We start from the raw sequence: 25,074 nt of genomic DNA on the forward strand, positions 1-25,074 counted from the left end.
TCTTTCGTTTCGTTGATGTGAATTCGTTTGGGTCGTACGGGCTGGATCGTGCCGGGTGTGCGCTAGAGAAAGTATAGAAATTTCCGGCGAAAATGCGCTTCGCGCGGGGATGCCAGCTACCGTCCATTGTCAGCTTAACGTCAGGCGGAACGGCGAAAGCGAAGCTACCCAGGCAGTGACGTCGCGCGTTTCCTGACGCGGATCAACGAGAGAATAAAGGCCGCCCGCCGCCAGGGATTTCCCCTCCTTCGCCATACCGGGAAATATCCTAGTATCAACGAATTAAAACTAACTAACTCATCAATTAGTCTGGTGTCCATGCCGCAAGCCGCCCGTTCCCGAATGGGTCGCCGTCCTCATCCGCAGGACTTCGACGCACGCGAACATCTGCTCGATGTCGCGGTGGCGCTGTTCGCCGAGCGCGGTATCGCCAACACGACGGTTGCGCAGATCGCGGCGGCGAGCGGCGTGACATCCGCGATGGTGCACTACTGGTTCCAGACGCGCGAAAAGCTGCTCGACGCGTTGTTCGAGGAAAGGCTCGTCGCCGCGTTCGGCGCGATCTGGGACCCGGTCGATCCCGAACACGACGAACCGCTCGCGCTGACGCAAGGCATCGTCAAGCGCATGTTCGATGTCACCGAAACCATGCCGTGGCTGCCTTCGCTCTGGCTGCGCGAGATCGTCAACGAAGGCGGTTTGCTGCGCGAGCGCGCGTTTGCGCGCATCCCCGTGCAAAAGCTCGCCGCGTTCGGTCAGAACATCGCGCGTGGCTGCGCGTCGGGTCAGTTGAACGCCCAGCTCGAACCGTTGCTGCTGTTCAACTCGGTGCTCGCTCTGGTGATGCTGCCGCAGGCAACCGCGAGGATCTGGCAGCGCCTGAATCCGCGTACCTCGTTCGATCGCGCGACGCTCGAACGCCATGTCGTCGCGCTGCTCGCGCAGGGCATGAGCGCAACCACGGCGGTCGAAACCAACGCCAAGGCCGGAACCGGGGCGACGTCCACCGCACGCCGCGCGAAGGGGAAGCCGTCATGATCGTGTTCGCCAGCTCATCCCGACGTGCCGCGTTGCTCGCGCTGTGCATCGCGTGCGCAAGCTGTTCGCGACCACCGGCGAACACGTGGCAAGGCTATGTGGAAGGCGAGTTCCTGTACCTCGCGTCTTCGCAGGCGGGACAGTTGACCGAGCTCGCGGTCTCGCGCGGGCAGACCGTCGTGCAGAACACGCCGCTCTTCGCGCTCGAAGCGCAGAACGAAACCGACGCCGTCGCGCAGGCGGGCGAGCAACTGCGCTCGGCCCGCGCCCAGCTTGCCGACCTTGGAACCGGCAAGCGTCCGCCGGAAGTCGATGTGACGCGCGCGCAACTCGTGCAGGCCGAAGCCGATGCGACGCGCGCCGCGACGCAGTTCCGCCGCGACCAACAGCAATTCGGCGCGGGCGGCATCGCGCAAAGCCAGCTCGACGACTCGCGCGCGACCGCGTTGTCGAGCGCCGCGCACGTGCGTGAGTTGCAAAGCCAGCTGGCCGTCGTGCGTCTTCCTGGGCGGATCGAACAGATCCGCGCGCAGCAGGCGCAGGTCGACGCGGCGCAGGCCCAGCTCGGCCAGGCCCAATGGAAGCTCGATCAGAAAAGCGTGCACGCGCCGCACGCCGGCCTCGTGTTCGACACGATGTATCGCAGCGGCGAATGGGTGCCGGCCGGCAGCCCCGTCGTGCGCATGCTGCCGCCGGAGAACGTCAAGGTGCGCTTTTTCGTGCCCCAGGGAGTGGTCGGTTCGCTCGCGCCGGGCCGTCGCGTATCGATTCATTGCGACGGTTGCGCGGCCGATGTGCCGGCCGTGCTCAGCTTCATTTCGGACCAGGCGGAGTACACGCCGCCGGTAATCTTCAGCAACGAAAGCCGCGCGAAACTCGTGTTCATGGTCGAAGCCCGACCCCGGACCGCCGATGCGCCGAAGCTGCGGCCCGGCCAACCCGTCACGGTCACGCTGCAATGAGTGCGCCCGCGCCCCCCGGCAATGCCAGCGACCCCGTGTACGCGATCGACGTGCAGGGGCTGAACAAGCATTTCGGCACCAGGCACGTGGTCAACGATGTCACGATGCGCGTGCAGCGCGGCGAGATTTTCGGCTTTCTCGGCCCCAACGGCAGCGGCAAGACCACCTGCATCCGCATGATGTGCGGACTGCTGACGCCCGACTCCGGCAGCGGCACGTGTCTCGGCTACGACATCGTGCGGGACAGCGCGCAGATCAAGCGGCGCACCGGTTATATGACGCAGCGCTTCTCCTATTGGGAAGATCTGACGATCCGCGAAAACCTCGACTTCGTCGCGCGCCTCTACGAGATGAAGAACCGCCGCGAGGCGGTCGATCGCGCGCTCGAACAGCTTGGCCTTCAAAGCCGTGCGAAGCAGTTGGCCGGCGCACTGTCGGGCGGATGGAAGCAGCGTCTCGCGCTGGCCGCGTGCATGCTCCATGAGCCGGCACTGCTGCTGCTCGACGAACCGACCGCAGGTGTCGACCCGAGCGCGCGCCGCGACTTCTGGGAAGAGTTGCATCGCCTCGCGGCGCGCGGCATCTCGGTGCTCGTCAGCACGCACTATATGGACGAAGCGGAACGCTGCCACAAGCTCGCTTATATCGCCTACGGCAAGCTGCTCGCGCAGGGCACGTCGAAACAGGTCATCGATTCGCAAGGGCTCGTGACGTGGGCCGTGTACGGCCAGAATCTCGTCGAGCTCGGCGACCGGCTGCGCCGCTCGCCCGGCGTCGAGCAGACGGTGGCGTTCGGTTCGTCGCTGCACGTGAGCGGTCCGGACACGCCCGAACTCCACGCCACGATCGACCAGCTGGCTCATTCGGACCCGGCGTTGCGGATCGAAAGACAGGAAACCGGCCTCGAGGACGTGTTCATCTTCATGATGAACCGCTCGACCGACAATTACGCCACCCCTTCGGGCAAAGCATCGTGAATTCCGCCCGCCGACTTCCACGCTTTTCGCTGATGCGTTGGTGGAGCGTCGTGCGCAAGGAGTTTTTGCAACTGAAGCGCGACCGCATCACGTTTGCGATGATGATCGTGCTGCCGATCATGCAGATGGCGCTGTTCGGCTTCGCGATCAATACTGACCCCAAGCATCTGCCGACCGCCGTCATCGCCGCCGATCACAGCGAGTTCACGCGCAGTTTCCTGATGGCGATGCGCAACTCCGATTACTTCGACATCGTATCGACGCTGCCCGACGAAGAATCCGGTCGCCGCGCGCTCGCGCAGGGCAAGGTGCTGTTCGTGCTGAATATCCCCGTCGGTTTCACGCGCGATCTGGCCAAGGGCGCGCGGCCATCGCTGCTCGTCGAAGCCGACGCGACGGACCCCACCGCGGTGGGCACCGCGCTCGGCGCGCTGCCGTCGATCGCGCAGTCGGTGTTGCGGAAGGACCTCACGGGTCCGCTGTCGACGCTCGCGGTCGGCCCCGCCGCTTTCGACGTTCAATTGCACCGGCTCTACAACCCCGAAAGCCTGACCCAGTACAACGTGGTGCCCGGCCTGATGGGCGTGATCCTGACGATGACGATGGTGATGATGACGGGCCTCGCGATCACGCGTGAACGCGAGCGCGGCACGATGGAAAATCTGCTCGCCACGCCGGTGCTGCCGCTCGAAGTGATGACCGGCAAGATCGTGCCTTACGTGGCGATCGGCCTGGTGCAGGTCAGCATCATTCTCGCGGCGGCGCGCTTCGTGTTCAACGTGCCGTTCGAAGGCAGTCTGATCGCGCTGTATCTGTCCGCTCTATTGTTCGTTGCGGCCAATCTGACGATCGGCATTACGCTGTCGTCGCTCGCGCAGAACCAGTTGCAGGCCATGCAACTGACGATGTTCTATTTTCTGCCCAACATCCTGCTGTCGGGTTTCATGTTTCCGTTCGCGGGCATGCCGAAGTGGGCGCAGTACATCGGCAACCTGTTGCCGCTCACCTACTTCAACCGGCTGGTGCGCGGCATTCTGCTCAAGGGCGTCGGTTGGGCCGACATGTGGCCGCATGTATGGCCGCTGCTGATCTTTCTGTTCGTCGTCATGGGTATCGCCGTGAAGTTCTATCGGCGCACGCTCGATTGAGGAAGGCCTGCAATGTGTTCCGCTCCTGGCTTTCGTGACGCGGTTTTTCATCGCGCGGCTTGTTGGTCCCAGCGTTCCGCCCTGCGCCGGCTGGCCGTCTTCTGCGCAAGCGCGGCATTGTGCGCGTGCAGCGTCGGCCCGGATTTCCATCGACCCGACGTGACCCGCGTGTCGAGCTATACCGCCGCGCCGCTTGCGGCGAGCACCGTCGCAGCCGATGGTCCCGGCGGCGCCGCGCAACACTTCGTGCCGACAGACGTACCCGGCGACGGCTGGTGGCGCGCTTTCGGCTCGCCGGCGCTGAACGCGCTCGTGCAACAGGCGCTCGACGATAGCCCGACTCTCGCGCAAGCCCGCGCGAAACTCGACGAAGCGCAGCAGGACTATCGCGCGCAGGCGGGCGGCACGCTATGGCCGCAAGTCGATGCGAACCTGTCGACCACGCGCGAGAAAATCGATCCCGAGGCGCTCGGCTTCGGTCAGCTGACGCAGGGCCGCGCGTTTGCGCCGTTCACACTGTACAGCGCACAGGTCACGGTGTCGTACACGCTCGATCTGTTCGGCGCGAATCGCCGCGCGCTCGAAGCGGTGGCCGCGCAGGTCGACTATCAGCAATACGAACTCGAAGCCGCGCGTTTGACGGTCGCGGGCAATGTCGTGACGGCGGCGATCCGGCGCGCCTCGCTTGCGCGGCAGATCGCCCTCACCGAAGCGCTGCTCGCCAACCAGATGCAGCAACTCGATATCGCCGAACGCCGCTATGGCGCGGGCGGCATCTCCGAGGTCGATCTGCTGAGCCAGCGCACGCTCGTGCAGCAAACCCGCGCGACGTTACCGCCATTGCGCACGCAGCTTGCGCAGACCGATCATCAACTCGCGATCTATCTGGGACGCGCGCCGGCGGAATTGGCCACCACCCACGACCTCGCCGCGCTCGACCTCGACACGCTAGTGCTGCCGGCCGATCTGCCACTGACCTTGCCGTCGACGCTCGCGCAGCAGCGGCCCGACATTCGCGCGTCCGAGGCGCTGTTGCATCAGGCGAGCGCGAACATCGGCGTCGCGACCGCCAACCTGTATCCGCGCATCACGCTGTCGGGCAGCGCGGCGACCGAACGCGTCAACGTGTCCGATCTGCTGACGGGCTTCAACGTGTGGAATTTCGGAGCGGGTCTCACGCAGCCGCTGTTCCACGGCGGTGAACTGCTGGCGCGCAAGCGCTCGTCGGAGGCGGCCTGGCAAGCGGCGCTCGCCGTCTACAAGCAAACCGTGCTGCAGGGACTGCAACAGGTCGCCGACGCGCTGCGCGCGCTCGATCAGGACGCGATTGCATTGCAGGCACTCGACGCCGCGCAGCGCAGCGCACAACACAGCGCCGGGATCGCCAGCCAGCGGTATGCGGCGGGCGGCATCAGTCAATTGACACTGCTCGATACGCAGCGCCAGGAATTGCAGACCGGACTCGATCGCACCAAAGCCGCCGCGCAGCGTTATGCCGATACCGCCGCGCTCTATCAGGCGCTCGGGGCGCGGCCTTGAGTCGATCGGTTGGTCATCGGTTTGCAGGCGTCTCGCGCCGCACCTTGTTCAGCACTAGGGTCTGTTTACATATGGAACGCACGTGCGTTGCCGCGAGAAGGGCCGCTCGCAAGGATTGCGACGCCGCGAATACTCGACGTATTCGCAAGGAGCATGACGCAGCGAGCGGCCCTTCTCGCGGCAACCCCAGTTCTGAAATTCATTCCAGGGGAATGCCCGCTATCGGCCGCATGGCGGCGTCGTGCGTCGCTCACGTGGCACGGCCACGCAGCGCTCCTTACTCCTTGCCCTGCGCCCCGAAGGAAGTCCCCTTGGGGGACGGCCGATAGCGGGCATTCGCACGTGCGTTCCATATGTAAACAGACCCTAGGTACGCGAACGAGCCGATCACGATGCCCCAGAACGCGGAGCCGAGCCCGAGGAACGTCATACCGGATGCGGTCGCGAGAAACGTGATCACGGAGGCCTCGCGATGGTCTTCGTCCTGGATCGCGCCCATCACGTTCGACGTGATCGCACCGATCAACGCGAGGCCCGCCAGAATCGCGACGAACTCCTTCGGCAGCATCGTGAACAGCGCGACGATCGCACCGGCGAACGTGCCGCCGATCAGATAGAACACGCCGTTCGCCATGCCCGCGATATAGCGCTTGTCCGGGTCGTCGTGCGCATCCTTGCCCGTGCACAACGCCGCCGTGATCGCGGCGATCACGATCGTGATGCCACCGAAAAACGCCACGCCGATCGACGCGATGCTCGTCGCGGTGATGATCGGCCGGGCCGGCGTGTGATAGCCGGACACGCGCAGAATCGCCATCCCCGGCAGAAACTGCCCGGTCAGACTGACGACCACGAGCGGCAACGCAAGACTCAGCGTCGAACTCAGTGTCCATTCGGGTTTGATGAAGATCGGCCGCGTGACTTGCAGCGGCAGCGCGCCCAGGTGCGCGGCGCCGAGCGCGATGGCGAGCACCGTGCCCGTCAACAGCACCAGCACGATGCAATAGCGCGGCAGCAGGCGCCTGAACACGATGTACGCGCCGATCATGCCGAACGCCAATGCAGGCATCGACGCCGCCGCCTTGAACGCATGCGTGCCGAACTGCAGCAGAATGCCGGCCATCATTCCGCAGGCGATGCCCTTCGGGATGCTGCGCACCATGCGGTCGAAATAGCCCGAGATACCGATCAGCAGAATGATCACGGCGGCGCTCAGATACGCGCCCACCGCCTGATGCAGCGTCAACGCGGGAAACAGTCCGACCAGCAGCGCGGTGCCGGGCGCCGACCACGCGGTCACGACCGGCACTTTCAGCTTCCAGCTCGCGAAGATGCCGGAGACGGCCGCGCCGATCGAGATGCCCCATACCCACGACGCAACCATCTCGTTGGGCATGTGGGCCGCTTGCGCCGCCTGGAAGAAGATCACGAGCGGGCCCGCGTACGAAATCAGCACGGCCAGAAAGCCGGCCACGACGGCGGACACGGACCAGTCCGCCGCAACGGCGCGCGTGGTCGGCGCCTGGCTAGGGGTGGGATTCATCGTCGATGTGGGTCAGGGCGGCCCGCTGTCGGTGACACGCGCCTCGCGGCGCAGGTTGCCGCTGGCCGCCGCAAGTCACCGTCAGAGCGCGGAGTCATTCCGGGCCGATAGTATGAAGGACGATCGCCGCGCGGCCTATCGGCATTGTTCAGCCGCAGCCGCTCGCTAGCCCTGATCCCCGCCGCCGACCGGCAGCACGGTGCCGGTGATATACGACGCATCATCGGAAGCGAGGAACAGGATCGCGCCGACCTGTTCGTCGATCGTGCCGTAGCGATGCATCAGGCTCGACGCGATCGTTTGATCGACGATGCCCTGATACCACGTCGCTTCCTGCTCGCTTTGCGGTGCCGTATTGCGCGGCACGCGGCGCGGCGGCGCTTCGGTGCCGCCGGTCGCGACCGCGTTGATGCGGATGCCGTGTTCGGCATGCTCGAACGCGAGGCTCGCGGTCAGCGCGTTGACGCCGCCTTTCGAGGCCGCATACGGCACGCGATAGATACTGCGCGTCGCAATTGACGACACATTGACGATCGCGCCGCTCGCGCGCTTCAGCATCACGGGCAACACCGCGTGGCAGCACCATAGCGTCGGGAACAGCGAACGCCGCACCTCGGCCTCGATCTGCTCTGCTTCATATTCCTCGTACGGCTTCGCCCAGATCGTGCCGCCGACGTTGTTGACGAGCGCGTCGATGCGGCCGAACGCCTCGATCGCGAAGGCCGTCATCGCGGCCGCGCCCGCATAGGTTTCGAGGTCGGCGATGAACGCGCGCGCTTCGCCGCCTGTGCGTGCGATCTCTTCGGCCACCTCGTGCACGATCGGGGAACGGTCGACCAGCACCAAAGCCGCGCCCTCGCGCGCCGCGCGCAACGCGACGCCACGGCCGATACCCTGGCCCGCGCCGGTCACGAGGAGCACCTTGCCCTTGAAGCGATCAATAAAGGTCGAAGTCATGCTACGTTGCTCGCCGAGAATTTTTCGTAGTAGAAGTTCACGGGCTCGACGCTGCTGTCGCGCAGCCAGTCCTGCACCGCTTCGACCATCGCGACCGGGCCGCACAGGTAGACGTCGACGTCGCCGTCGTTCAGCCATTCGCTATCCACATGCGCGGTCACGTAGCCCTTGCGCTCGTGGCTGCTCGCGGAATCGACGACGCAGGTGCGATAGCTGAAATTCGGCAGTGAGCGCTGCGCCTCTTCGATCTGTTCGAGCGCGACCAGATCGATGTCGTTGGTCACGCCGTACACGAGGCGCACCGGCTGCAGGTTGCCGCTCGCCTTCAGCACGTCGAGCATCGACAGAAACGGTGCGATGCCGGTGCCGCCCGCGAGGAACAGCACCGGACGCTGCGGATCGCGCAGATAGAAGCTGCCATACGGACCCGTGAAGCCGATCTGCTGACCAGGCTGCGCATCGTTGCTCAGAAAGCCGCTCATCTTGCCGTCCGGCACGTTGCGCACGACGAACGCCGCGCGCGTCGCGCCCGGCGCCGAGCTGAACGAGTACGACCGGCTCTCGCCGCTCGCGCCCGGAATCTCGACGTTCACGTATTGACCCGCGAGGAAGCTCGGCGCGCTCGCGCCGTCGATATCGACCGAGAAATGGATCGTCGAATCCGACAGCCGTTCGACCGCCGCGAGCGTGCCTTCGAAACGCGACACCCCGGTCTTGCACGCCGCCGACGACGCCTGCACGCGAATCACCAGATCCGAGCGCGGCCGCGTCTGGCACGCGAGGATATAGCCCTGGCTCGCTTCCTCGGGGCTCAACGCATCTTCGACGTAGCTCGACTCGGGCATGTCGTACGCACCCGATTCGCACAGCCCCCGACAGGTGCCGCACGCGCCTTCACGGCAATCGAGCGGAATGTTGATCTTCTGCCGGTAAGCGGCATCCGACAGCGTTTCGTTCTCACGGCAGCTGATGAAGCGCGTGACGCCGTCTTCGAACTGAAGTGCAATAGTGTGTTCCATGACCTGTCTCCTGCAACCGCACCGGCTAGATGTGGTAGATGTCGATGACCTGATTGATGTAGTCGTTCTTCAGCACGGCGTACTTGCTCAGGATTTGCGGCTGCGCGCCGTTGAAGTCGATCACGTAGCGCGACATGCCGAAGTAGCTGTAGTTCGTCTTGTAGCGATGGCTCAGCGTGTGCCAGTTGAAGCGCACCGTGTACACGCCGTTGTCCGCGCTCTCCACTTCGACGTTGGCCACGTTGTGGCTCGTGCGCGTGTCGGGCATCGTCGCGCTCGAACGCTCGGTCTTGATGCGGAACACGCGGTCTTCGAGGCCCTGGCGGTTCGGGTAGTAGATCAGCGAAATCTCGCGCTGCGGATCGGTGACGAGCTTGTCCTCGTCATCCCACGACGGCATCCAGAACGACGCGTCCGGGTGATAGCAGGCGAGCCACTCGTCCCATTGCTCGTCGTCGAGCAGGCGGCTTTCGCGGAACAGGAAAGCCTGAATATCGGTGATGGCGATGTTGCTCATGCGCGGCTCCCCGGCGCATTCAGCGCCTTTTTCATCGTGTCGATCCAGTAGCGGTGCTGCACCGTGTAGAGGCCCTCGTCCTCGGTCTTCACACCGCTCATCACCGGATTGAGGCCGATCTTTTGCGCGGCTTCGTCCGCGCCGTCGATCCAGTGCTTCGAACCGCGGCACATGTCGTTCCATTCGACCGCGCGGCCCGCGTAGCCCAGCTGGCAGGCGCGGAATTCCTCGAGGTCGTCGGGCGTGGCCATGCCGCTCACGTTGAAAAAGTCCTCGTATTGACGGATGCGGCGCGAGCGCGCTTCGTCGGACTCGCCCTTCGGCGCGATGCAGTAGATCGTCACCTCGGTCTTGTTGACCGACAGCGGCCGCAGCACGCGAATCTGCGAGCCGAACTGGTCCATTAGATACACGTTCGGGTAGAGGCACAGGTTGCGCGAGTTCTGGATCATCCAGTCCGCGCGCTCGGCGCCGCAGCGCGCGGCAAATTCCTCGCGGCGGCTGAAGTTCGGACGGTCTTCGGGATTCGCCCAGCGCGTCCACAGCAGCATGTGACCGTGCTCGAACGCGTAGAAGCCGCCGCCCTGACGGCCCCAGCTGCCGGCATCCATCGCGCGGATCTTGTCTTCGCGCGCGTTCTCTTCCTTGCGATGATTGGTCGTTGCCGCATAGTTCCAGTGCACGGCCGACACGTGATAACCGTCCGCGCCGTTTTCGGCGGTCAGCTTCCAGTTGCCTTCGTACGTATAGGTCGACGAGCCGCGCAGCACTTCGAGACCGTCTTCCGACTGGTCGACGATCATGTCGATGATGCGCGCGGCCTCGCCGAGGAACGTCTCGAGCGGCGGCACGTCATCGCTGAGGCTGCCGAACAGGAAGCCGCGATAGTTGCCGAAGCGCGCGAGCTTCTTCAGGTCGTGCGAGCCTTCCTTGTTGAAGCAGTCGGGATAGCCGGCGTCCGCGGGGTCCTTGACCTTCAGCAGCTTGCCGCTGTTGTTGAAGGTCCAGCCGTGGAACGGGCACGTATAGGTCGCCTTGTTGCCACGCTTGTGGCGGCACAGCATCGCGCCGCGATGGGTGCACGAGTTGATGAACGCGTTCAGCTCGCCCTGACGATTGCGTGCGATCACGACCGGCTGACGGCCCATGTAGGTCGTGAAGTAATCGTTGTTGTTCGGAATCTGGCTTTCGTGGGCCAGGTAAATCCAGTTGCCCTCGAAAATGTGCTGCATTTCGAGTTCGAACAGACGCTCGTCGGTAAACGCGCTGCGATGCAGGCGGTAATCGCCGCGCTCGCTGTCTTCGACGAGAAAGTCGTCGATGTTCTTCAGTTGCGGAGTGTGATCCGGGTAGATCGGAATCATGCCTGTCTCCTGATTCGGACTGTTGGTATGCGTGCGACGCACGCGTATAGGGAGCGGCCTGCCTGCCGGGAGGCCGGTGGCCGGTTGGTCTTTCACGTCGGGAAGCGGAGGCGGTGCGCCTCCGTATGGCGTCAGGCCGTGGCGCGCAAGCGCTCGACCTTCGGCACGGGAGGCGGGACCTGGTGCCTGGGGGAATCGGCGCACAACCCTTGCATCGGGGTTGCGATATCAGCATGTCTCATTGCTGCTCCTGAACTCTTTCTAGGTCTTGGATCCCATGCGCGAGGATTTGCCTGCGCCGTCTCCGGGGGCCGACCGACGCTTCAGACCCGGCCGAGTTATCGATGCTCGGGAGGTATAATTTTGTGGGGCGTCTACGGTAACTGAAGGATAGTTCTACGCCATTTGCATCGTCCAACACTGATTTGGTATCGCGACGATACTTAAAAGGTATTTCTATGGAACTGCGCCATCTGCGCTACTTCGTGGCCGTCGCCGAGGAATGCAATGTCACCAAGGCCGCCAAACGTCTGCATATTGCGCAGCCGCCGCTGAGCCGGCAGATCCAGCAGCTCGAAGACATCCTTGGCGTGCAGCTGTTCGAGCGCAACTCGCGGCCGCTGAAGCTGACCGAGGCTGGCCGCTTCTTCTACTCGCACGCCGTGCAACTGCTCGCGCAAACGACGGAAATCGAGGCGATGACGCGGCGCGTCGGCAAGATCGAGCGCAGTTTGTCGGTGGGCTTCGTCGGCTCGACGCTGTACGGCATGCTGCCGAAAATCATCCGGCGCTTTCGTACCGAGAACAGCACCGTCGAGCTGAGCCTGCACGAGATGTCGACGATGGATCAGATCAAGGCGCTCAAGGAAGGCCGCATCGACGTCGGCTTCGGCCGCATCCGTCACGAAGACCCGAGCATCCGGCGCATCGTGCTGCGCGAAGAACGGATGATCGTCGCGCTGCCGCTCGGCCATCCGCTGATCGCCGCGAAGCCGGTGCTGTCGCTGCACGACCTGACCGGCGAAACGCTGATCATTTTCCCGAAGGCGCCACGGCCCAGTTACGCGGACCAGGTGCTCGCCGCGTTTCACGATCGCGGTCTGAAGCCGCAGCGGCTCTACGAGACGCGCGAATTGCAGATCGCGCTCGGCCTCGTCGGCGCGGGCGAAGGCATCTCGATCGTGCCGGCGAGCGTGTACGGCTTGCAGCGCGGCGACGTCGCCTACAAGGACCTCGACGATCAGAACCTCGTGTCGCCGATCATCATGAGCATGCGCATGCTCGATGAATCGGCCGACATCCAGCGCATGCTCGAACTGATCTACGCGCTGTACGACGAAGAGCACATGACCTATCTGCCGCCTTCGCATTCGTAGAGCGGATTGCGCGGTTCGCGGCCCGACGCCCAGGCGGGCGTCGCCGTAACGAAGTTGTATGGACAAGATATCCGCCACGGTATAGACCGCGGGTATACGCGAAAATTCCGGCTGCGCCCGCAGCCCTTCAACTAGCCTTCCAAGCTTGTCCACAAGGGCTTTCACGCCTATTCTCTGTCTCCTTCCCGGGTGCCCGTAAGCACTAACCCTGATTGCCGCTCATCGCTCGTACGGGATAATTTGTCTATACAACATCGCACCTCGCAGCATCCCTCCCGGAGACTTTATGAAGAAACTCGCCTTGTCCCTCGCCCTCGCGCTCGCTGCCACCGGCGCCTTCGCCAAAGATTGGTCCACGGTTCGCTTCGGCGTGGATGCGAGCTACGCGCCGTTCGAATCGAAAGCGACCGATGGCAAGCTGGTCGGCTTCGACGTCGACCTCGGCACCGAAATCTGCCGCCGTTTGAACGCGAAGTGCGTGTGGGTCGAGCAGGACTTCGACAGCATGATTCCGGCACTGAAGGCAAAGAAGTTCGACGGCGTGCTGTCGTCGATGTCGATGACACCGCAACGCGCCGAACAGATCGCCTTCTCGTCGAAGCTGTTCAACACGCCGACACGTCTCGTCGCGAAGCAGGGTTCGGGCATCCTGCCGACCGCCGACTCGCTGAAGGGCAAGACGGTGGGCGTCGAACAGGGCACGATCCAGGAAACCTACGCGAAGACCTATTGGGAGGCGAAGGGCGTGAAGGTCGTGCCGTATCAGAACCAGGACGCGGTCTATACCGACCTGCAGTCGGGCCGTCTGGACGCAGCGCTGCAGGACGCCGTGCAGGCTGACCAGGGTTTCCTGAAGACGCCGCGCGGCGCGGGCTTCGCGTTCGTCGGCAAGGACCTCGACGATCCGAAGATCCTCGGCAACGGCGCCGGCATCGGCATGCGCAAGGAAGACACCGATCTGAAGGTGAAGGTCGACAAGGCGATCGCCGACATGATCAAGGACGGCACCTACAAGAAGATCGAGCAGAAGTACTTCAACTTCGACGTGTACGGCAGTTAAGTCCGCCCCCACGAGCCCGCCCCACCCGATCGCCAGGCCCCGCGCGCATGCGCGCGGTTCGCTCCTTCAACAAGGACACTCCCATGCTGTTTCAAGGCTTCGGTCCGCTGCTCCTCGCGGGCACGTGGGTAACCATCAAGCTCGCGGTGCTGTCGCTCGCGGCGTCGTTTGCGCTGGGACTTCTCGGCGCCGCCGCGAAGCTGTCGACCAACCGTGCGATCTCGCGCATCGGCACGATGTACACGACGCTGATCCGCGCCGTGCCCGATCTCGTGCTGATGCTGCTGCTGTTCTACAGCATCCAGATCTGGCTCAATGATCTGACCGACATGTTCAGCATGGAGCAGATCGACATCGATCCGTTTCTCGCCGGTGTGATCACGCTGGGCTTCATTTACGGCGCGTACTTCACCGAAACCTTCCGCGGCGCGTTTCTCTCCGTGCCGCGCGGGCAGATCGAAGCGGGCTTCGCGTACGGCATGAGCGCGCGGCGCGTGTTCACGCGCATCCTGTTCCCGCAGATGATGCGCTTCGCGCTGCCCGGCATCGGCAACAACTGGCAGGTGCTCGTGAAGGCCACCGCGCTCGTGTCGATCATCGGTCTCGCGGACGTGGTCAAGGCATCGCAGGACGCCGGCAAGAGCACGCAGTCGTTCTTCTTCTTCACGCTGGCGACCGGAGCCATCTACCTCGCCATCACCACGATTTCGAATCTGCTCTTGAACCGCCTCGAGAAGCGCTACTCGATCGGCGTACGGAGGGCCGCGCTGTGATCGAACTGACTCGTCAATACTGGCAGAACTACCTGTTCACGGACGGCTTCAACTACACCGGCCTCGTCATCACGCTGTGGTTGCTGGTTGCGTCGATCGTGCTGGGTTTCGTGCTGGCCGTGCCGCTCGCGATCGCGCGCGCGTCGCGCAACCGCTACATCTCCGGACCCGTCTGGCTTTACACCTACATCTTCCGGGGCACGCCTTTATACGTTCAGTTGCTGTTGATCTACACGGGCCTCTACAGTCTGCATTTCGTCCATTCGCACCAGATGCTCGACAGCTTCTTTCGCAATGCGATGAACTGCACGCTGCTCGCGTTCGCGCTGAACGAATGCGCGTATGCCACCGAGATCTTCGCGGGCTCGATCCGGGAGACCTCGCACGGTGAAATCGAGGCGGCCCAGGCTTACGGCATGTCGAAGTTCAAGCTGTACACGCGCATCATCCTGCCTTCGGCGCTGCGCCGGGCACTGCCCTCGTACAGCAACGAGGTGATCCTGATGCTGCACGCGACGACACTCGCGTTCACCGCAACTGTGCCCGACATTCTGAAGGTGGCGCGCGACGTCAACTCCGCGACCTACGCGACGTTCCAGGCGTACGGCATCGCGGCGATCCTGTATGCGACGATCGTGTTCGCGCTGATCTGGGGCTTCCGCAAGATGGAAATCCGATTGCTGGCTTATCTGAAACCGCAAGCGCATTAAACCCGGGCGCATTCGCGTCATGATGGAGCATACGAGCATGTACAAGCTGACGGTCGACGACCTGCACAAGAAGTTCGGCGACAACGAGGTATTGAAGGGCGTCTCGCTGAAGGCGAAGGCGGGCGACGTGATTAGCCTCATCGGGTCGAGCGGCTCCGGGAAAAGCACCTTCCTGCGGTGTATCAATCTTTCTCGAATCGCCGTGCTCCGGGCGCATCACGCTGAACGGAGAGGAAATCAACACGAGCAGGGATCGCAACGGCTCGCTACGCGTGACCCATCCGAAGCAGTTGCAAACGATGCGCACGTGTCTGTCGATGGTGTTCCAGCATTTCAATCTGTGGGCGCATATGACGGTGCTCGAGAACATCATCGAGGCGCCGATCAGCGTGCTGGGATTGAGCCGCGCGCAAGCCGAGGAACGCGCTCGGAAGTATCTGACCAAGGTCGGTTTGCCGGCCAGCACGGAGAAAAAATATCCGTCGCATCTGTCCGGTGGTCAGCAGCAGCGCGTCGCGATTGCTCGCGCGCTTGCGATGGAGCCGGAAGTGATGCTGTTCGACGAACCGACTTCGGCGCTCGATCCCGAACTCGTCGGCGAAGTGCTGCGTGTGATGCAGGCGCTCGCAGAAGAAGGCCGCACGATGATCGTCGTCACGCACGAAATGGGCTTTGCGCGCAACGTGTCGAATCATGTCGTATTCCTGCACAAGGGCAAGATCGAGGAGCAAGGGCATCCGCATCAGGTGCTGACGAATCCGCGCAGTGAGCGGTTGCAGCAGTTTTTGGCGGGGCGGTTGAAGTAGCGGCGGCGGGGTATGGCGCGTCGACCGGCGTCGCGCCTTACCTCGAATCATTTCCAGAACGACTGCGCCACTCACCCGATCGCACTGGTCTGCGCGCGGTTCACAGATACACCGTGTGTTCGCTCTCGCCCTCCGGCAGCACGAGGATCACGCCTGACTCGTGTGACCGCGCCGCGAGGCTGCCCGCATCGCCGCTTTGCTGCGAAAAGAAGCGCCACGTAAAGAGCCCGGTATCGAGCTGTCGTTCGCGGTTCGATACGTCACGCGGCGCCACGTGCACGAGCAGTTCGTCGCCGACGATCTCCACGCTGTGCGGTGCCGCCGAATACGACACGTTCAGGCCGTCACGGATCAACCAGTTGCCATCGCGGAGCGAGCCCGATGCGCAAGGCCATAACGGTACGTCACCGGAGGGCTGCTGTCGAGACTCGAACGAGACGGCTTGAATGTCCTCGACAGGGTCAGGCGAGCGTCGACTAAGGGTTCAACACGACCCACGCGTTCCCGTCGACCGCGATCTTCACCGCATCGAGGGTGTTTCGTTCATCGCTCAGACTCTCCGTTCCGGATTGCCGAGGCTCCAGTCCCACGGACGGATCTCGACGCAATCGAACAGCCCCGCCTGCATATACGGATCGTTGCTGACGAACTCCATCACATCGTCGATACGCTCCGCTTCGACGACCAGCAACGTGCCATTCATCGCATCGCATTGCGGCGCGAGCGTCGGACCGCCGAGGCGCACGAACACGCCACGATGCGTATTGCCGCGCAACCACGTCCGATGCACCGGACGCACCCGTTCGCGCACTTCGCGCATGCCGGGCTTGTCGGTCGCGAATACCGCGAAAAAACGTGCCATCGTCATCAACTCCGATCGAGGATGAAGTCGTAGCGCGCTTCGCGGAACGGTCCATCGAAACCGAAGCGGCGCGCGAGTTCGTGATCCGCGGAGCACTCGCGATAGTCGACCATCAGCGAGGGCTTCACGCCGAACACCGCGTCCGAATCCAGATACGGATCCTCGCGATCGAACACATGCGTGACCAGTGTCCGATGCCCCGGCGCATCTATCATGAAGTGCAGATGCGCGGGTCGCCACGGATGCCGTCCAGTCGCTTCGAGCATGCGGCCGACCGGGCCGTCGGTCGGAATCGGATAACTGACTGGCACGATCGTCGAAATCGCGTAGCGGCCTTCGGCGTCGGTGCGAAAACGTCCACGCAGATTGCCGTGCGGCTGCTCGGTGTCCTGCCCCGAGTACATGCCGTTATCGGCGGTCTGCCAGACGTCGAGCACCGCGTTGGCAAGCGGCTCACCGTCCGTCGACAGCACGCGCCCATGCACGAGTGCGGGCGTGCCCGGCGTGAACGCGATGTTCTCGCCGTACGCGCGCTCGGGCATGCCGCGAATATAGAACGGACCGAATACGGTGGTGTCGGTCGCGCCCGTCGCGAGACGGTGATTGATCGCGTCGACGAGCATCGATACGCCGAGCGTATCCGACAACAGGATGAATTCCTGACGCACGAGTTCATCGCACATCTTGCCGGTGTCGGTCAGAAAGCGAATGGCCGACATCCATTCGGCCTCGGTCGGCTCGACTTCACGCACGAACGCATGCATGTGCCGCACGAGGCTTTGCATCAGCGTGCGCAGCCGTTCGTCGGGCGTGCCCGCGAAGCTTGCTACCACCTGCTCGGTCAGGGCCTGCTCGGCCTCTTTGCTGTCTGTCGACATGTCTTCCTCCATCGATTGTTCTGGCGGCGCTGCGTTGGCCAATGCTCAGGCGGGTTCGACGCCCTGCCACGCAAGTTGCAGCAGCGCGCGGATCGCGTCGCGCGCCACGGGACGCGGGTTCGCATACGGATTCTTGCACGCGAGATCGGCCGCTTCGTCGAGTCCCTGCTCGGCCATGCCGATCTGCGCGAGCGCCATCGGAATGCCGAGCGCGCGGTTCAGTTCGAACAGCAGCGGACCCGCGTCGGCCGCGCGCTTGCCGCCGAGCGCGCGTGCGACGCGCGCAAGCGCATCGGGCGCGGCGTCGTGGTTGTAGTGTGCCGTATGCGGCAGGTTAAACGTACCGCCCAACGTATGACACAGCTTGTGATGGGAAGTGAATGCTGTTTCGCTGCTAATCGCTGAATCTGTCAATCCGTCACGCTGGATCGTGCAGGTATGCTGATTGCTCATGTTATGACGAGATGGTTTGCGATTGACCGGTTCACCGTCACTTTGCCACCGTCTGATTGTGTCTCGAAAGGAGTTTCGATCGTGTCGCTCTCTCGCCGTCATTTCATGATACTTGCCGCATCCGTTGCCTCAACGACGGTTCTCTCGACAAAGTCAAACGCGGACGCGCCTGTGCTGTCCGAAAACGATCCGACCGCACTGGCCCTCGGATACAAGATGGACGCATCGAAGGTCGACAAGGCGAAATTCCCTCGGTACCAGCCAGGGCAGACCTGCGCCAATTGCCAACTGTATCAAGGCAAACCCGGTTCCACGAATGGACCGTGTCCGACTTACGGGGGCAAGCTGGTCGACGCAAAAGGGTGGTGTAACGCCTACGTGAAAAAGGCGTAATTTACAGGCCGTCGTTGTCATTGGGCATACCGCTGTGTACAGCGTCAACCTACGGGTGTGGAGCGCCGTCGGATGGACGTCGCGCCCCTTAACTGCTCTTCCAGCTGTCGTCACGTCACCGTTCGCTTCATCGTAGCTCGCGCCGATAGCCGCGATCCAGTGCGCCGTTATGACAAGGAATAACAAGCTAGATACTATGGAAGGGCGCCACGGAAGTAAGCCTCCTGGAGTAAAACGAGGATCCCGACACCCGTTTTCCGAGAGGAGTACGCAAATGAATGCGCCTCGCACGGCCCTTCGCGGGCAGGATACAACCATCACCGGATCGCTGTATGTCGCCTTCGAACTGGGTGACAGGAGCTGGAAGCTCTCCCTGGGCGATGGGGTGCGCGCGCCGAGCCGCTGCACCGTGGCCGCCGGCGATACGGCCGCAGTTTTCACGGCGATTGCAAAGGCCAAAGCGCGCTGTCATCTGGCGGCCGATGCTCCGGTGCGGAGCTGTTACGAAGCCGGGCGTGACGGCTTCTGGCTGCACCGCTGTCTGGAAGCACATCAGATCACGAACCTGGTGGTGGATTCAGCCAGTATCGAAGTGAACCGGCGCAGACGTCGCGCCAAGACTGACCGGCTTGACAGCGACAAACTGCTGTCGATGCTGATGCGTTACTACGCTGGTGAACGCCGGGTGTGGGCGGTCGCGCGCATCCCGACTCCCGAACAGGAAGATGAGCGGCGGGTACACCGTGAACTCGATCGCCTGCGCCAGGAGCGCACTGCCCATAGCAACCGCATCCGCTCGCTGCTGGTACTTCACAACCTGCGGCCCGAGCGAATCGGTGGCCGCGCGTGGGCGCACTGGTGGGCCGAGCACACCACTCAGCTGTTGCCAGCCCTGCGCGCCGAGATCGAGCGCGAATGTGAGCGGCTGTCGCTGGCTGCCAGGCAGATCAGGACGCTCGAGGCACAGCAGCAGCGCGAGGTGCGCAGCGGTGTGCAACCCGCGATTGCGCGGCTCGCGCACCTCGCGGGTATCGGAACGGGCAGTGCCTGGGTCCTGGTCAGGGAACTGTTCGGCTGGCGACAGTTTCACAACCGCCGTGAAGTGGCCGGCTGCCTGGGCCTGGCCCCGACGCCCTATGCCAGCGGTACCAGTGAAGTTGAGCAGGGCATCAGCAAGATCGGCAACAAGCGAGCCCGATGGCTGATGGTGGAACTGGCGTGGAGCTGGTTGCGCTTCCAGCGCAGCAGCCAGCTAAGCGACTGGTTCAACGAGCGCTTTGCAGGCGGTGGCAAGCGTATGCGACGCATCGGCATTGTGGCACTTGCCAGACGTCTGGCGGTCGCGCTATGGCGCTATCTGGAATTCGGCGAGATTCCCCTCGGGGCAACCCTCAAGCCGCCTGCGAAGAAGGTGACGGCGACCTGAACAGCCAACGTCGAGCGGCAGCAGCGTTTGAAGGTTTGGCGCGCCCGGAACGGAGGTGGGTTGTCCGGCGGATAACCGTGGTTCTAGATGGGGCGCGTCCGTAATGGGGTGGTTCCAGCGCCTTGCGCATGCGGTATGTGGTGACCGGTCTGGTGGCCGGCACGGATAGAAGTTGGTCCGGTCAACTTGTCCGGACTTCAGACACCCCGACCTCACTGCTGTTCTCGCTTGATATGGAGGATTGCAAATCATCTTATCGAGAGGTTATCCACCACCGGCCAGCGTCATGGTCGTGACAGGCGACCCGTTGGCCGGTGGTGGATAACCTCTCGCGCTCTCGAATGGGAGATAACTGACGGGAAAATGGATCGCGAAAGGGCTTGACTTCCAATGCCCCATAGAAGCCTCCGTTCAGCACCATCTCGCCTGGTCATATCCAACAGGATCGACGGTCTAGTCCGGCCACTTGCGAGATTGAGCCGCGATACCAATGGGCGTTACACGCCTCGAAACACTGGGGCCGTGGCAATCCGCCATAGTCGGGAATCACATCCGAAACGTTGTTTCGGCGCGTCTTGACGACTGCCGGAACGCGTCCGAAGCCGGAACTCTGAGCCGGAACGACCCGTTCCCGATCGAATTCGACGATCGAATCTTCGACGACACCTCTGATGGGGGATGAACTTACTTAAGCTCTTCGGAAGGAAACGCGGTGAGAAAATCAAAGTCGCACCCTGCGGCGACAGAGAGCACGTGATCGTGATAGAGCCGCTGGTAACCGCGCGCATACATCCCTTGCGCCTGACGAATCTCAGCGGCACGACGCGCCAGCTCGACCTCGTCGACCAGTAGATCGATCCGCTTGTCCCGCGCCGAGAGCCGGATCCGATCACCGTTGCGCACCAGCGCCAGCGGGCCACCGAGCGCCGCTTCTGGCGTCACGTGAAGCACGATGGTCCCGTACGCCGTGCCCGACATGCGCGCATCTGAAATCCTCACCATGTCCTTCACCCCCGCCCGTGCAAGTTTCTGCGGGATCGGCAGATAGCCGGCCTCGGGCATGCCTGAAGCACTGCGCGGCCCCGCGTTCTGCAATACGAGAACGTCGTCCGCGCGAACGTCCAGACCGGGGTCGTCGATGCGCGCGGCCAGATCTTCGAGCGAGGTAAATACCACGGCACGCCCTTCGTGTTCGAGCAGTTCGGGAGTAGCGGCGGCCACGCGTGAATGTCGGCATCGTCGATCACGGTCGCGACGGCCACTTCGCTTTGCGCGCGCGCCATGTTGTGCGCACGGCAGATGAGCGACGTGTTTGCTGTACGAAAGCGAAGTCGCTTCGATGGAAGCGTGCTATCCCGGTGCCAACCAGACATAACGCAGCGACGGCAAGTCGTCGTGGCCGCCTTTGTCAGCGGGTTTTGGGGCAAAGCCCGGGTGTCATGGCAGCATGGCGCCCGACCGTTAGTTGCGCATCCGACAGGAAGACGTTCGGTCATCTGCGCCAACGTATCGGAGGCCGCAGGTCGGCGCGAAGCGCACGAAATTCGCCGGTCGGATGGTTTTACACTTGTGTCTCGTCATCCCTTGCCGAGCGGCGGCCGACTCGGGAATCCCGCCATATTGCTTAGCTGGGCCAGTTCATTCGCCGCCTCGCGCAGCAGCATCGAGTACTCGTGAATCTTCTCGGTCGTCAGCCGCACCCGCGGACCGGCCAAACTGATGACGCCGACGCAACGCGAGCCGCTCACCACGGGCACCGCCACCGCTGACATGCGCGGGGCAAACACCTCGTCGATCATCGCGTAGCCACGCACGCGCGCAGCGTGCAGGAAGCCCAGCAGCGCCTTGAGCGTCGTCGGCGCATTGGGTCCAAACTCATTGGGCTGTCCAAAACCCTGCTTCAAAACCAGTGCCGCCGCCTGTTCGTCAGTCATTGTCATCAGCCATGCGTGTCCGGTCGACGTGCATGAAAGTCGTGCTGCCTGGCCCATGTCAGGATCGTAGCGAAAGCCGATGCGCTGTCCGTCCGCCTTCCCCACCCAGATGATTGCTTCGCCGTCCACCAACGACAGCCGCGCCAGTTCGCCTGTCTGCGCAGCGACGCGTTCGATGATCGGCTGGGCGATATCCGCGATGCCCGTCAGGCTCAGGAATTCCAGCCCGTTCGACGTCATACGCATTGTCAGAATGTAGCGGCTGTGATCGACCAGTTGCCTGACATAGCCGCCTTCGATGAGCTCGGCGAGCACGCGGTGGCACGTGCTGCGGGGCAGGGACAAAGCGTCGGCAATCGCCAGAAGACCCGCGCCTTCGGCTTGCGTCGCCAGGAAATCAAGAATTCTCAGGCCGTTTTTGAGCGACATTTCGCGTGATTTTCATTATGCGCAATGCAGTTCCGGTGCGGAACGCCTCGCTTTCTGAGCGCAAACAATAGCACTTGTTCGTCGCCAGATACGAACGGTTCGACATATGAGGAATTCAGGAGACAACATGTCATTTTTTGCTGATTCAGGCCTTGCCGCGGAACAACAGTCCGCGCAGGCTCACTTGATGGCGCGTCGGGCGGTGGCAGGCGCAACCGTCGGAACGGCACTCGAATGGTTCGACTTCGCGCTGTATGGTGTGGTCGCGGCCACGATCTTTCCAAAGCTGTTTTTCCCATCGCTGGACCCGACCGCCTCGCTGCTCGCGTCGTTGGCTAGTTTCTGGGCAGGGCTGGCCGCACGCCCGCTAGGCGCGGTGATCTGCGGGATGCTCGGGGACCGTTGGGGACGCCGCAAACTGATGCTTATCACCGTGTCGGTAATGGGAGCTTCATCGTTCCTGATGGGGCTGTTGCCCACTTACCACCGGGTTGGCATCCTCGCGCCGACGTTGCTGGTGACACTGCGCATCATCCAGGGATTCGCGCTTAGCGGCGAGTCGACGGGCGCGCAACTGATGGCGGTCGAGCATGCGCCTGCTAACCGACGCGGTTTGTATTCGGGCCTGCTTGGCATCTGCTCGCCACTCAGCCAGATTCTCGCCAACTTCTCGCTCTTTACACTGGCCGCGTTGCTTTCATCGGACGACTTCGACTCCTGGGGATGGCGAGTCCCGTTCCTCGCAAGCTTTGTGCTGGTGCTGCTGGGCATCTACATCCGCAGGAAGGTTAGCGAGACACCCGCCTTCGAGGCGCTCAAGAGGACTGCCGTTCCCACACGCGCTGCCAATCCGCTAGGCACCGTTTTCAAATATCACTGGCGCACCGCGCTTCGCCTGACGCTGTTCTTCTGTGGCCCGGCCGCACTGTTTTATCTGATCGTGGTTTTCTCGCTCAGCTATCTGACGAAACACCTCGGCGTACCAAAGCAGACCGGTTTCATGCTGCTGATGGTTGCGAATGTCTGTGCCATCGCGGGAGCGCTGGCGGGCGGTTATCTGAGCGATCGGATCGGACGCAAACGTGCGCTGATGATCGGCTCGTTCTGCACGCTGATCTGCTGCCTGATCTACTTTCCGATTCTCAACCAGAACTCGATCGCCATGACGATGGCCGTGATGGGCGCCTTCCTCGGCTTCACACAGTTCCAGAGCGGCATCCAGCCGGTGTGGTTCGCCGAGTCATTTCCGACCGATGCGCGCTACACGGGGTCCGCACTGTCGTACTCGGGAGCCAACCTGCTCACCGGCGGCCCGATGCCAATCGTCGCCGTGGCGCTGCTCAATGCCTTTAACGGTTCCCCTTGGGCCATCGTAGCGGTCTGCGGCTCGCTGAACCTGATCTCCTTCCTGATGATCGCAATATCCCGGGAAACCAGAGACACGGCCCTGGAACGCTCTTCTACACACTGACACCATGACTCGCAAACTCTACATCCTCAATGGCTCCAACCTGAACATGCTGGGCGCGCGGGAGCCTCATCTTTATGGCAGCACTACGCTGAAGGACATCGAACAGAACTGCCTCGCGCTGGCCGACGCCCTCGAGTTCGACTGCGTATTCCGACAAACGAACAGCGAAAGCGAGTTGATCGACTGGATCCAGGAAGCGTTCTTGCAGGACGCCGCGCTGATCATCAATCCAGCCGGCTTTTCATTCGGTCGGATTCCGGTGCTCGACGCAGTCAAGCTCATCCGCCGACCAGTAGTGGAATTGCATATCACCAACATCCACCGACGCTCGGAGGAATATCGTCACTCGACGATTTCGGTGGCGGCTACCGCGGTAATTTGCGGGGCTGGCGCAAACGGATACTTGCTAGCAATCCGCGCGATTGACGATCTGTGGGGCAACCAGACCTGAGCCGGCTCCTCGATTCATGAAGCACGCGGGCTCCTCGATGGAGCCCGCTTCGGCCGCAGCACCGGCTTACTCTGCGACGCTATCCTACGCGGAGGCACGAATGAGCCGTGTCTGCTGTGCCGTGATCAGATGGCCCGATGCCTTGAGAGAGGCGGGGAAATCCGGATGCGTATCGCGTGCAAGGCACCGTCGTTCGTAGTCTGCCAGATCGTCATACCCCCACAGGTGGGTGAACTGGTTCTGCGGCCCGACCAGACTGGTTCAAAAACCGAGCGGATGTCCAAGCGTCTCGAGCAGGATTGGCATGGCGAGCCTGTCAAACACGTCGATAAACTCGGGCATCTTGCGCAGCGCGATCGTGTAGACCCGGAAATTCAACAGGGGCTTTGCCAGATAGATGGGGCGGGTGCTCATGCGTACACCTTCTCTTTGGAGGTCATGGTTTTGGTGGCGATCGCGTTACCGGTGAGCCCGGACCGCTGGCTGACGGTGGCGTTCACGCGCGACCCGCGCTGGTTGTAACTTTCGCGGCTAGTCCCCGAAAGGGTTGCCGGTGTCCTTCACTTCGGTACTGAGGTTGTATTCCGCACGCATGGCCTTGAGTACGCCCTCGATGTCGCGCTCGAAGCCGATCGCGTTACCGAAGTGGGTCATATCCCAGTTGCAGCCTGTCTTGTCAGCCTCTTGCAATTGCGGCCGCGGCACGCGAATCTTCACGCCATCCTCGACGATTTCCTGCAGTCGATGGATTCGCCGACTGACCTCCTGCTGAAGCTGCGAGGCATTAAGCGTCTTGCGTATCATCCAGGTCTCCTCCCGGTTGCTCGAGCCAGTCTAACGCAAGTGAGGCGTTTCGCGACCTGGCGCTGAAATGCGAAGCGCCAGAGAGAAAGCAGGCGTATCGGTTCGTGGGGGTACGTCAGCCAGCGCCGACGCGCGCGAAAGTCTGGCGGCTTTAGACGACGTTGGTTGTGCGTCGCACCACACA

Annotated in this window: 23 protein-coding genes and 4 pseudogenes; 14 read left to right on the top strand and 13 right to left on the bottom strand. The window is 62.8% G+C overall.

The annotated features are described in order from the left end of the window. Positions 1 to 342: 342 nt before the first annotated feature. Genes OKW30_RS02185 through OKW30_RS02205 form a run of 5 tightly spaced genes read left to right on the top strand, consistent with a single transcriptional unit; the run spans position 343 to position 5,664 of the window. Complete coding sequence (locus tag OKW30_RS02185) at positions 343 to 1,038, top strand: TetR/AcrR family transcriptional regulator (protein ID WP_429345838.1); 696 nt, start codon at positions 343 to 345, stop codon at positions 1,036 to 1,038. After that, entirely contained in the window at positions 1,035 to 2,000 is a 966-nt protein-coding gene (locus OKW30_RS02190; protein ID WP_429345839.1) for an HlyD family secretion protein, read from the top strand. The genes OKW30_RS02185 and OKW30_RS02190 overlap by 4 nt, the downstream gene beginning before the upstream one ends. Continuing rightward, complete coding sequence (locus OKW30_RS02195; protein WP_187626931.1) at positions 1,997 to 2,977, top strand: ABC transporter ATP-binding protein; 981 nt, start codon at positions 1,997 to 1,999, stop codon at positions 2,975 to 2,977. The genes OKW30_RS02190 and OKW30_RS02195 overlap by 4 nt, the downstream gene beginning before the upstream one ends. Positions 2,978 to 3,009: 32 nt before the next feature. Next, positions 3,010 to 4,125 carry an ABC transporter permease gene (locus OKW30_RS02200; RefSeq protein ID WP_184024287.1) on the top strand — a complete coding sequence of 372 codons (1,116 nt, stop codon included), beginning with the start codon at positions 3,010 to 3,012 and terminating at the stop codon, positions 4,123 to 4,125. Positions 4,126 to 4,137: 12 nt separating this feature from the next. Beyond that, positions 4,138 to 5,664, top strand: coding sequence for an efflux transporter outer membrane subunit (locus OKW30_RS02205; protein ID WP_429345840.1), 1,527 nt, complete (start codon positions 4,138 to 4,140; stop codon positions 5,662 to 5,664). A gap of 277 nt (positions 5,665 to 5,941) precedes the next feature. Here OKW30_RS02205 and OKW30_RS02210 read toward each other — a convergent pair whose 3' ends face one another. From OKW30_RS02210 to benA, 5 genes are all read right to left on the bottom strand, one after another. Then, the gene (locus OKW30_RS02210) at positions 5,942 to 7,207 is read right to left on the bottom strand and encodes a benzoate/H(+) symporter BenE family transporter (RefSeq protein WP_429345841.1); all 1,266 of its coding nucleotides are present in this window, start codon (positions 7,205 to 7,207) and stop codon (positions 5,942 to 5,944) included. Positions 7,208 to 7,372: 165 nt separating this feature from the next. Then, the gene (locus OKW30_RS02215) at positions 7,373 to 8,164 is read right to left on the bottom strand and encodes a 1,6-dihydroxycyclohexa-2,4-diene-1-carboxylate dehydrogenase (RefSeq protein WP_184069466.1); all 792 of its coding nucleotides are present in this window, start codon (positions 8,162 to 8,164) and stop codon (positions 7,373 to 7,375) included. Beyond that, a complete protein-coding gene (gene benC / locus OKW30_RS02220) occupies positions 8,161 to 9,183 on the bottom strand; it encodes a benzoate 1,2-dioxygenase electron transfer component BenC (protein ID WP_429345842.1) in 1,023 nt (340 codons plus the stop codon). The genes OKW30_RS02215 and benC overlap by 4 nt, the downstream gene beginning before the upstream one ends. Before the next feature lie 25 nt (positions 9,184 to 9,208). Further along, on the bottom strand, positions 9,209 to 9,700 hold the full coding sequence (benB, locus tag OKW30_RS02225; RefSeq protein ID WP_429345843.1) for a benzoate 1,2-dioxygenase small subunit: 492 nt from the start codon (positions 9,698 to 9,700) through the stop codon (positions 9,209 to 9,211). Further along, positions 9,697 to 11,064 (bottom strand): benzoate 1,2-dioxygenase large subunit, encoded by a 1,368-nt coding sequence (benA, locus tag OKW30_RS02230; protein WP_187626927.1) that lies wholly within the window; start codon positions 11,062 to 11,064, stop codon positions 9,697 to 9,699. The genes benB and benA overlap by 4 nt, the downstream gene beginning before the upstream one ends. Positions 11,065 to 11,522: 458 nt before the next feature. Here benA and OKW30_RS02235 point away from each other — a divergent pair, with 458 nt between their 5' ends. From OKW30_RS02235 to OKW30_RS02255, 5 genes and pseudogenes are all read left to right on the top strand, one after another. Next, positions 11,523 to 12,440, top strand: a complete 918-nt coding sequence (locus OKW30_RS02235; protein WP_187626926.1) for a LysR family transcriptional regulator — start codon at positions 11,523 to 11,525, stop codon at positions 12,438 to 12,440. A gap of 286 nt (positions 12,441 to 12,726) precedes the next feature. Then, complete coding sequence (locus OKW30_RS02240; protein WP_429345844.1) at positions 12,727 to 13,500, top strand: ABC transporter substrate-binding protein; 774 nt, start codon at positions 12,727 to 12,729, stop codon at positions 13,498 to 13,500. An 83-nt stretch (positions 13,501 to 13,583) separates the two neighbouring features. Next, positions 13,584 to 14,273 carry an ABC transporter permease gene (locus OKW30_RS02245; protein ID WP_184069456.1) on the top strand — a complete coding sequence of 230 codons (690 nt, stop codon included), beginning with the start codon at positions 13,584 to 13,586 and terminating at the stop codon, positions 14,271 to 14,273. Then, positions 14,270 to 14,983 carry an ABC transporter permease gene (locus OKW30_RS02250; protein ID WP_429345845.1) on the top strand — a complete coding sequence of 238 codons (714 nt, stop codon included), beginning with the start codon at positions 14,270 to 14,272 and terminating at the stop codon, positions 14,981 to 14,983. The genes OKW30_RS02245 and OKW30_RS02250 overlap by 4 nt, the downstream gene beginning before the upstream one ends. A gap of 37 nt (positions 14,984 to 15,020) precedes the next feature. Next, positions 15,021 to 15,789 (top strand): annotated as a pseudogene (locus OKW30_RS02255) (ABC transporter ATP-binding protein). Between the two features lie 100 nt (positions 15,790 to 15,889). Here the strand turns inward: OKW30_RS02255 and OKW30_RS02260 are convergent. From OKW30_RS02260 to OKW30_RS02275, 4 genes and pseudogenes are all read right to left on the bottom strand, one after another. Continuing rightward, the gene (locus OKW30_RS02260; protein WP_184069452.1) at positions 15,890 to 16,144 is read right to left on the bottom strand and encodes a hypothetical protein; all 255 of its coding nucleotides are present in this window, start codon (positions 16,142 to 16,144) and stop codon (positions 15,890 to 15,892) included. 195 nt (positions 16,145 to 16,339) lie between these two features. After that, the gene (locus OKW30_RS02265; protein ID WP_429345846.1) at positions 16,340 to 16,651 is read right to left on the bottom strand and encodes a YciI family protein; all 312 of its coding nucleotides are present in this window, start codon (positions 16,649 to 16,651) and stop codon (positions 16,340 to 16,342) included. A gap of 5 nt (positions 16,652 to 16,656) precedes the next feature. After that, positions 16,657 to 17,529 (bottom strand): intradiol ring-cleavage dioxygenase, encoded by an 873-nt coding sequence (locus OKW30_RS02270; protein ID WP_187626924.1) that lies wholly within the window; start codon positions 17,527 to 17,529, stop codon positions 16,657 to 16,659. Between the two features lie 45 nt (positions 17,530 to 17,574). After that, positions 17,575 to 17,901: pseudogene (locus OKW30_RS02275) on the bottom strand (maleylacetate reductase); the annotation flags it as partial. 162 nt (positions 17,902 to 18,063) lie between these two features. On the opposite strand from OKW30_RS02275, the gene OKW30_RS02280 reads away from it, so the two are divergent. Together OKW30_RS02280 and OKW30_RS02285 are read left to right on the top strand one after the other, a co-directional pair. Beyond that, on the top strand, positions 18,064 to 18,375 hold the full coding sequence (locus tag OKW30_RS02280; RefSeq protein WP_184069709.1) for a high-potential iron-sulfur protein: 312 nt from the start codon (positions 18,064 to 18,066) through the stop codon (positions 18,373 to 18,375). 274 nt (positions 18,376 to 18,649) lie between these two features. Next, the gene (locus OKW30_RS02285; RefSeq protein WP_184074566.1) at positions 18,650 to 19,801 is read left to right on the top strand and encodes an IS110 family transposase; all 1,152 of its coding nucleotides are present in this window, start codon (positions 18,650 to 18,652) and stop codon (positions 19,799 to 19,801) included. Between the two features lie 684 nt (positions 19,802 to 20,485). Here OKW30_RS02285 and OKW30_RS02290 read toward each other — a convergent pair. Both OKW30_RS02290 and OKW30_RS02295 read right to left on the bottom strand, forming a co-directional pair. Further along, positions 20,486 to 21,019 (bottom strand): annotated as a pseudogene (locus OKW30_RS02290) (dihydroxy-acid dehydratase); the annotation flags it as partial. A gap of 359 nt (positions 21,020 to 21,378) precedes the next feature. Next, positions 21,379 to 22,164: an IclR family transcriptional regulator gene (locus OKW30_RS02295; RefSeq protein ID WP_018422624.1), complete on the bottom strand. Its 786-nt coding sequence runs from the start codon at positions 22,162 to 22,164 to the stop codon at positions 21,379 to 21,381. Positions 22,165 to 22,291: 127 nt separating this feature from the next. On the opposite strand from OKW30_RS02295, the gene OKW30_RS02300 reads away from it, so the two are divergent. Next, on the top strand, positions 22,292 to 23,635 hold the full coding sequence (locus OKW30_RS02300; RefSeq protein ID WP_429345847.1) for an MFS transporter: 1,344 nt from the start codon (positions 22,292 to 22,294) through the stop codon (positions 23,633 to 23,635). Between the two features lie 4 nt (positions 23,636 to 23,639). Continuing rightward, positions 23,640 to 24,086 (top strand): type II 3-dehydroquinate dehydratase, encoded by a 447-nt coding sequence (locus OKW30_RS02305; protein ID WP_090810774.1) that lies wholly within the window; start codon positions 23,640 to 23,642, stop codon positions 24,084 to 24,086. Positions 24,087 to 24,170: 84 nt separating this feature from the next. Here OKW30_RS02305 and OKW30_RS02310 read toward each other — a convergent pair. Beyond that, positions 24,171 to 24,500, bottom strand: a pseudogene (locus OKW30_RS02310) (NIPSNAP family protein). A 117-nt stretch (positions 24,501 to 24,617) separates the two neighbouring features. After that, positions 24,618 to 24,890, bottom strand: a complete 273-nt coding sequence (locus OKW30_RS02315) for a hypothetical protein (protein WP_429345848.1) — start codon at positions 24,888 to 24,890, stop codon at positions 24,618 to 24,620. Positions 24,891 to 25,074 lie beyond the last annotated feature (184 nt).

Origin of the sequence: Paraburkholderia sp. Clong3, assembly GCF_050436485.1 — a bacterium.
GTDB classification, from domain to species: Bacteria; Pseudomonadota; Gammaproteobacteria; order Burkholderiales; family Burkholderiaceae; genus Paraburkholderia; species Paraburkholderia tuberum.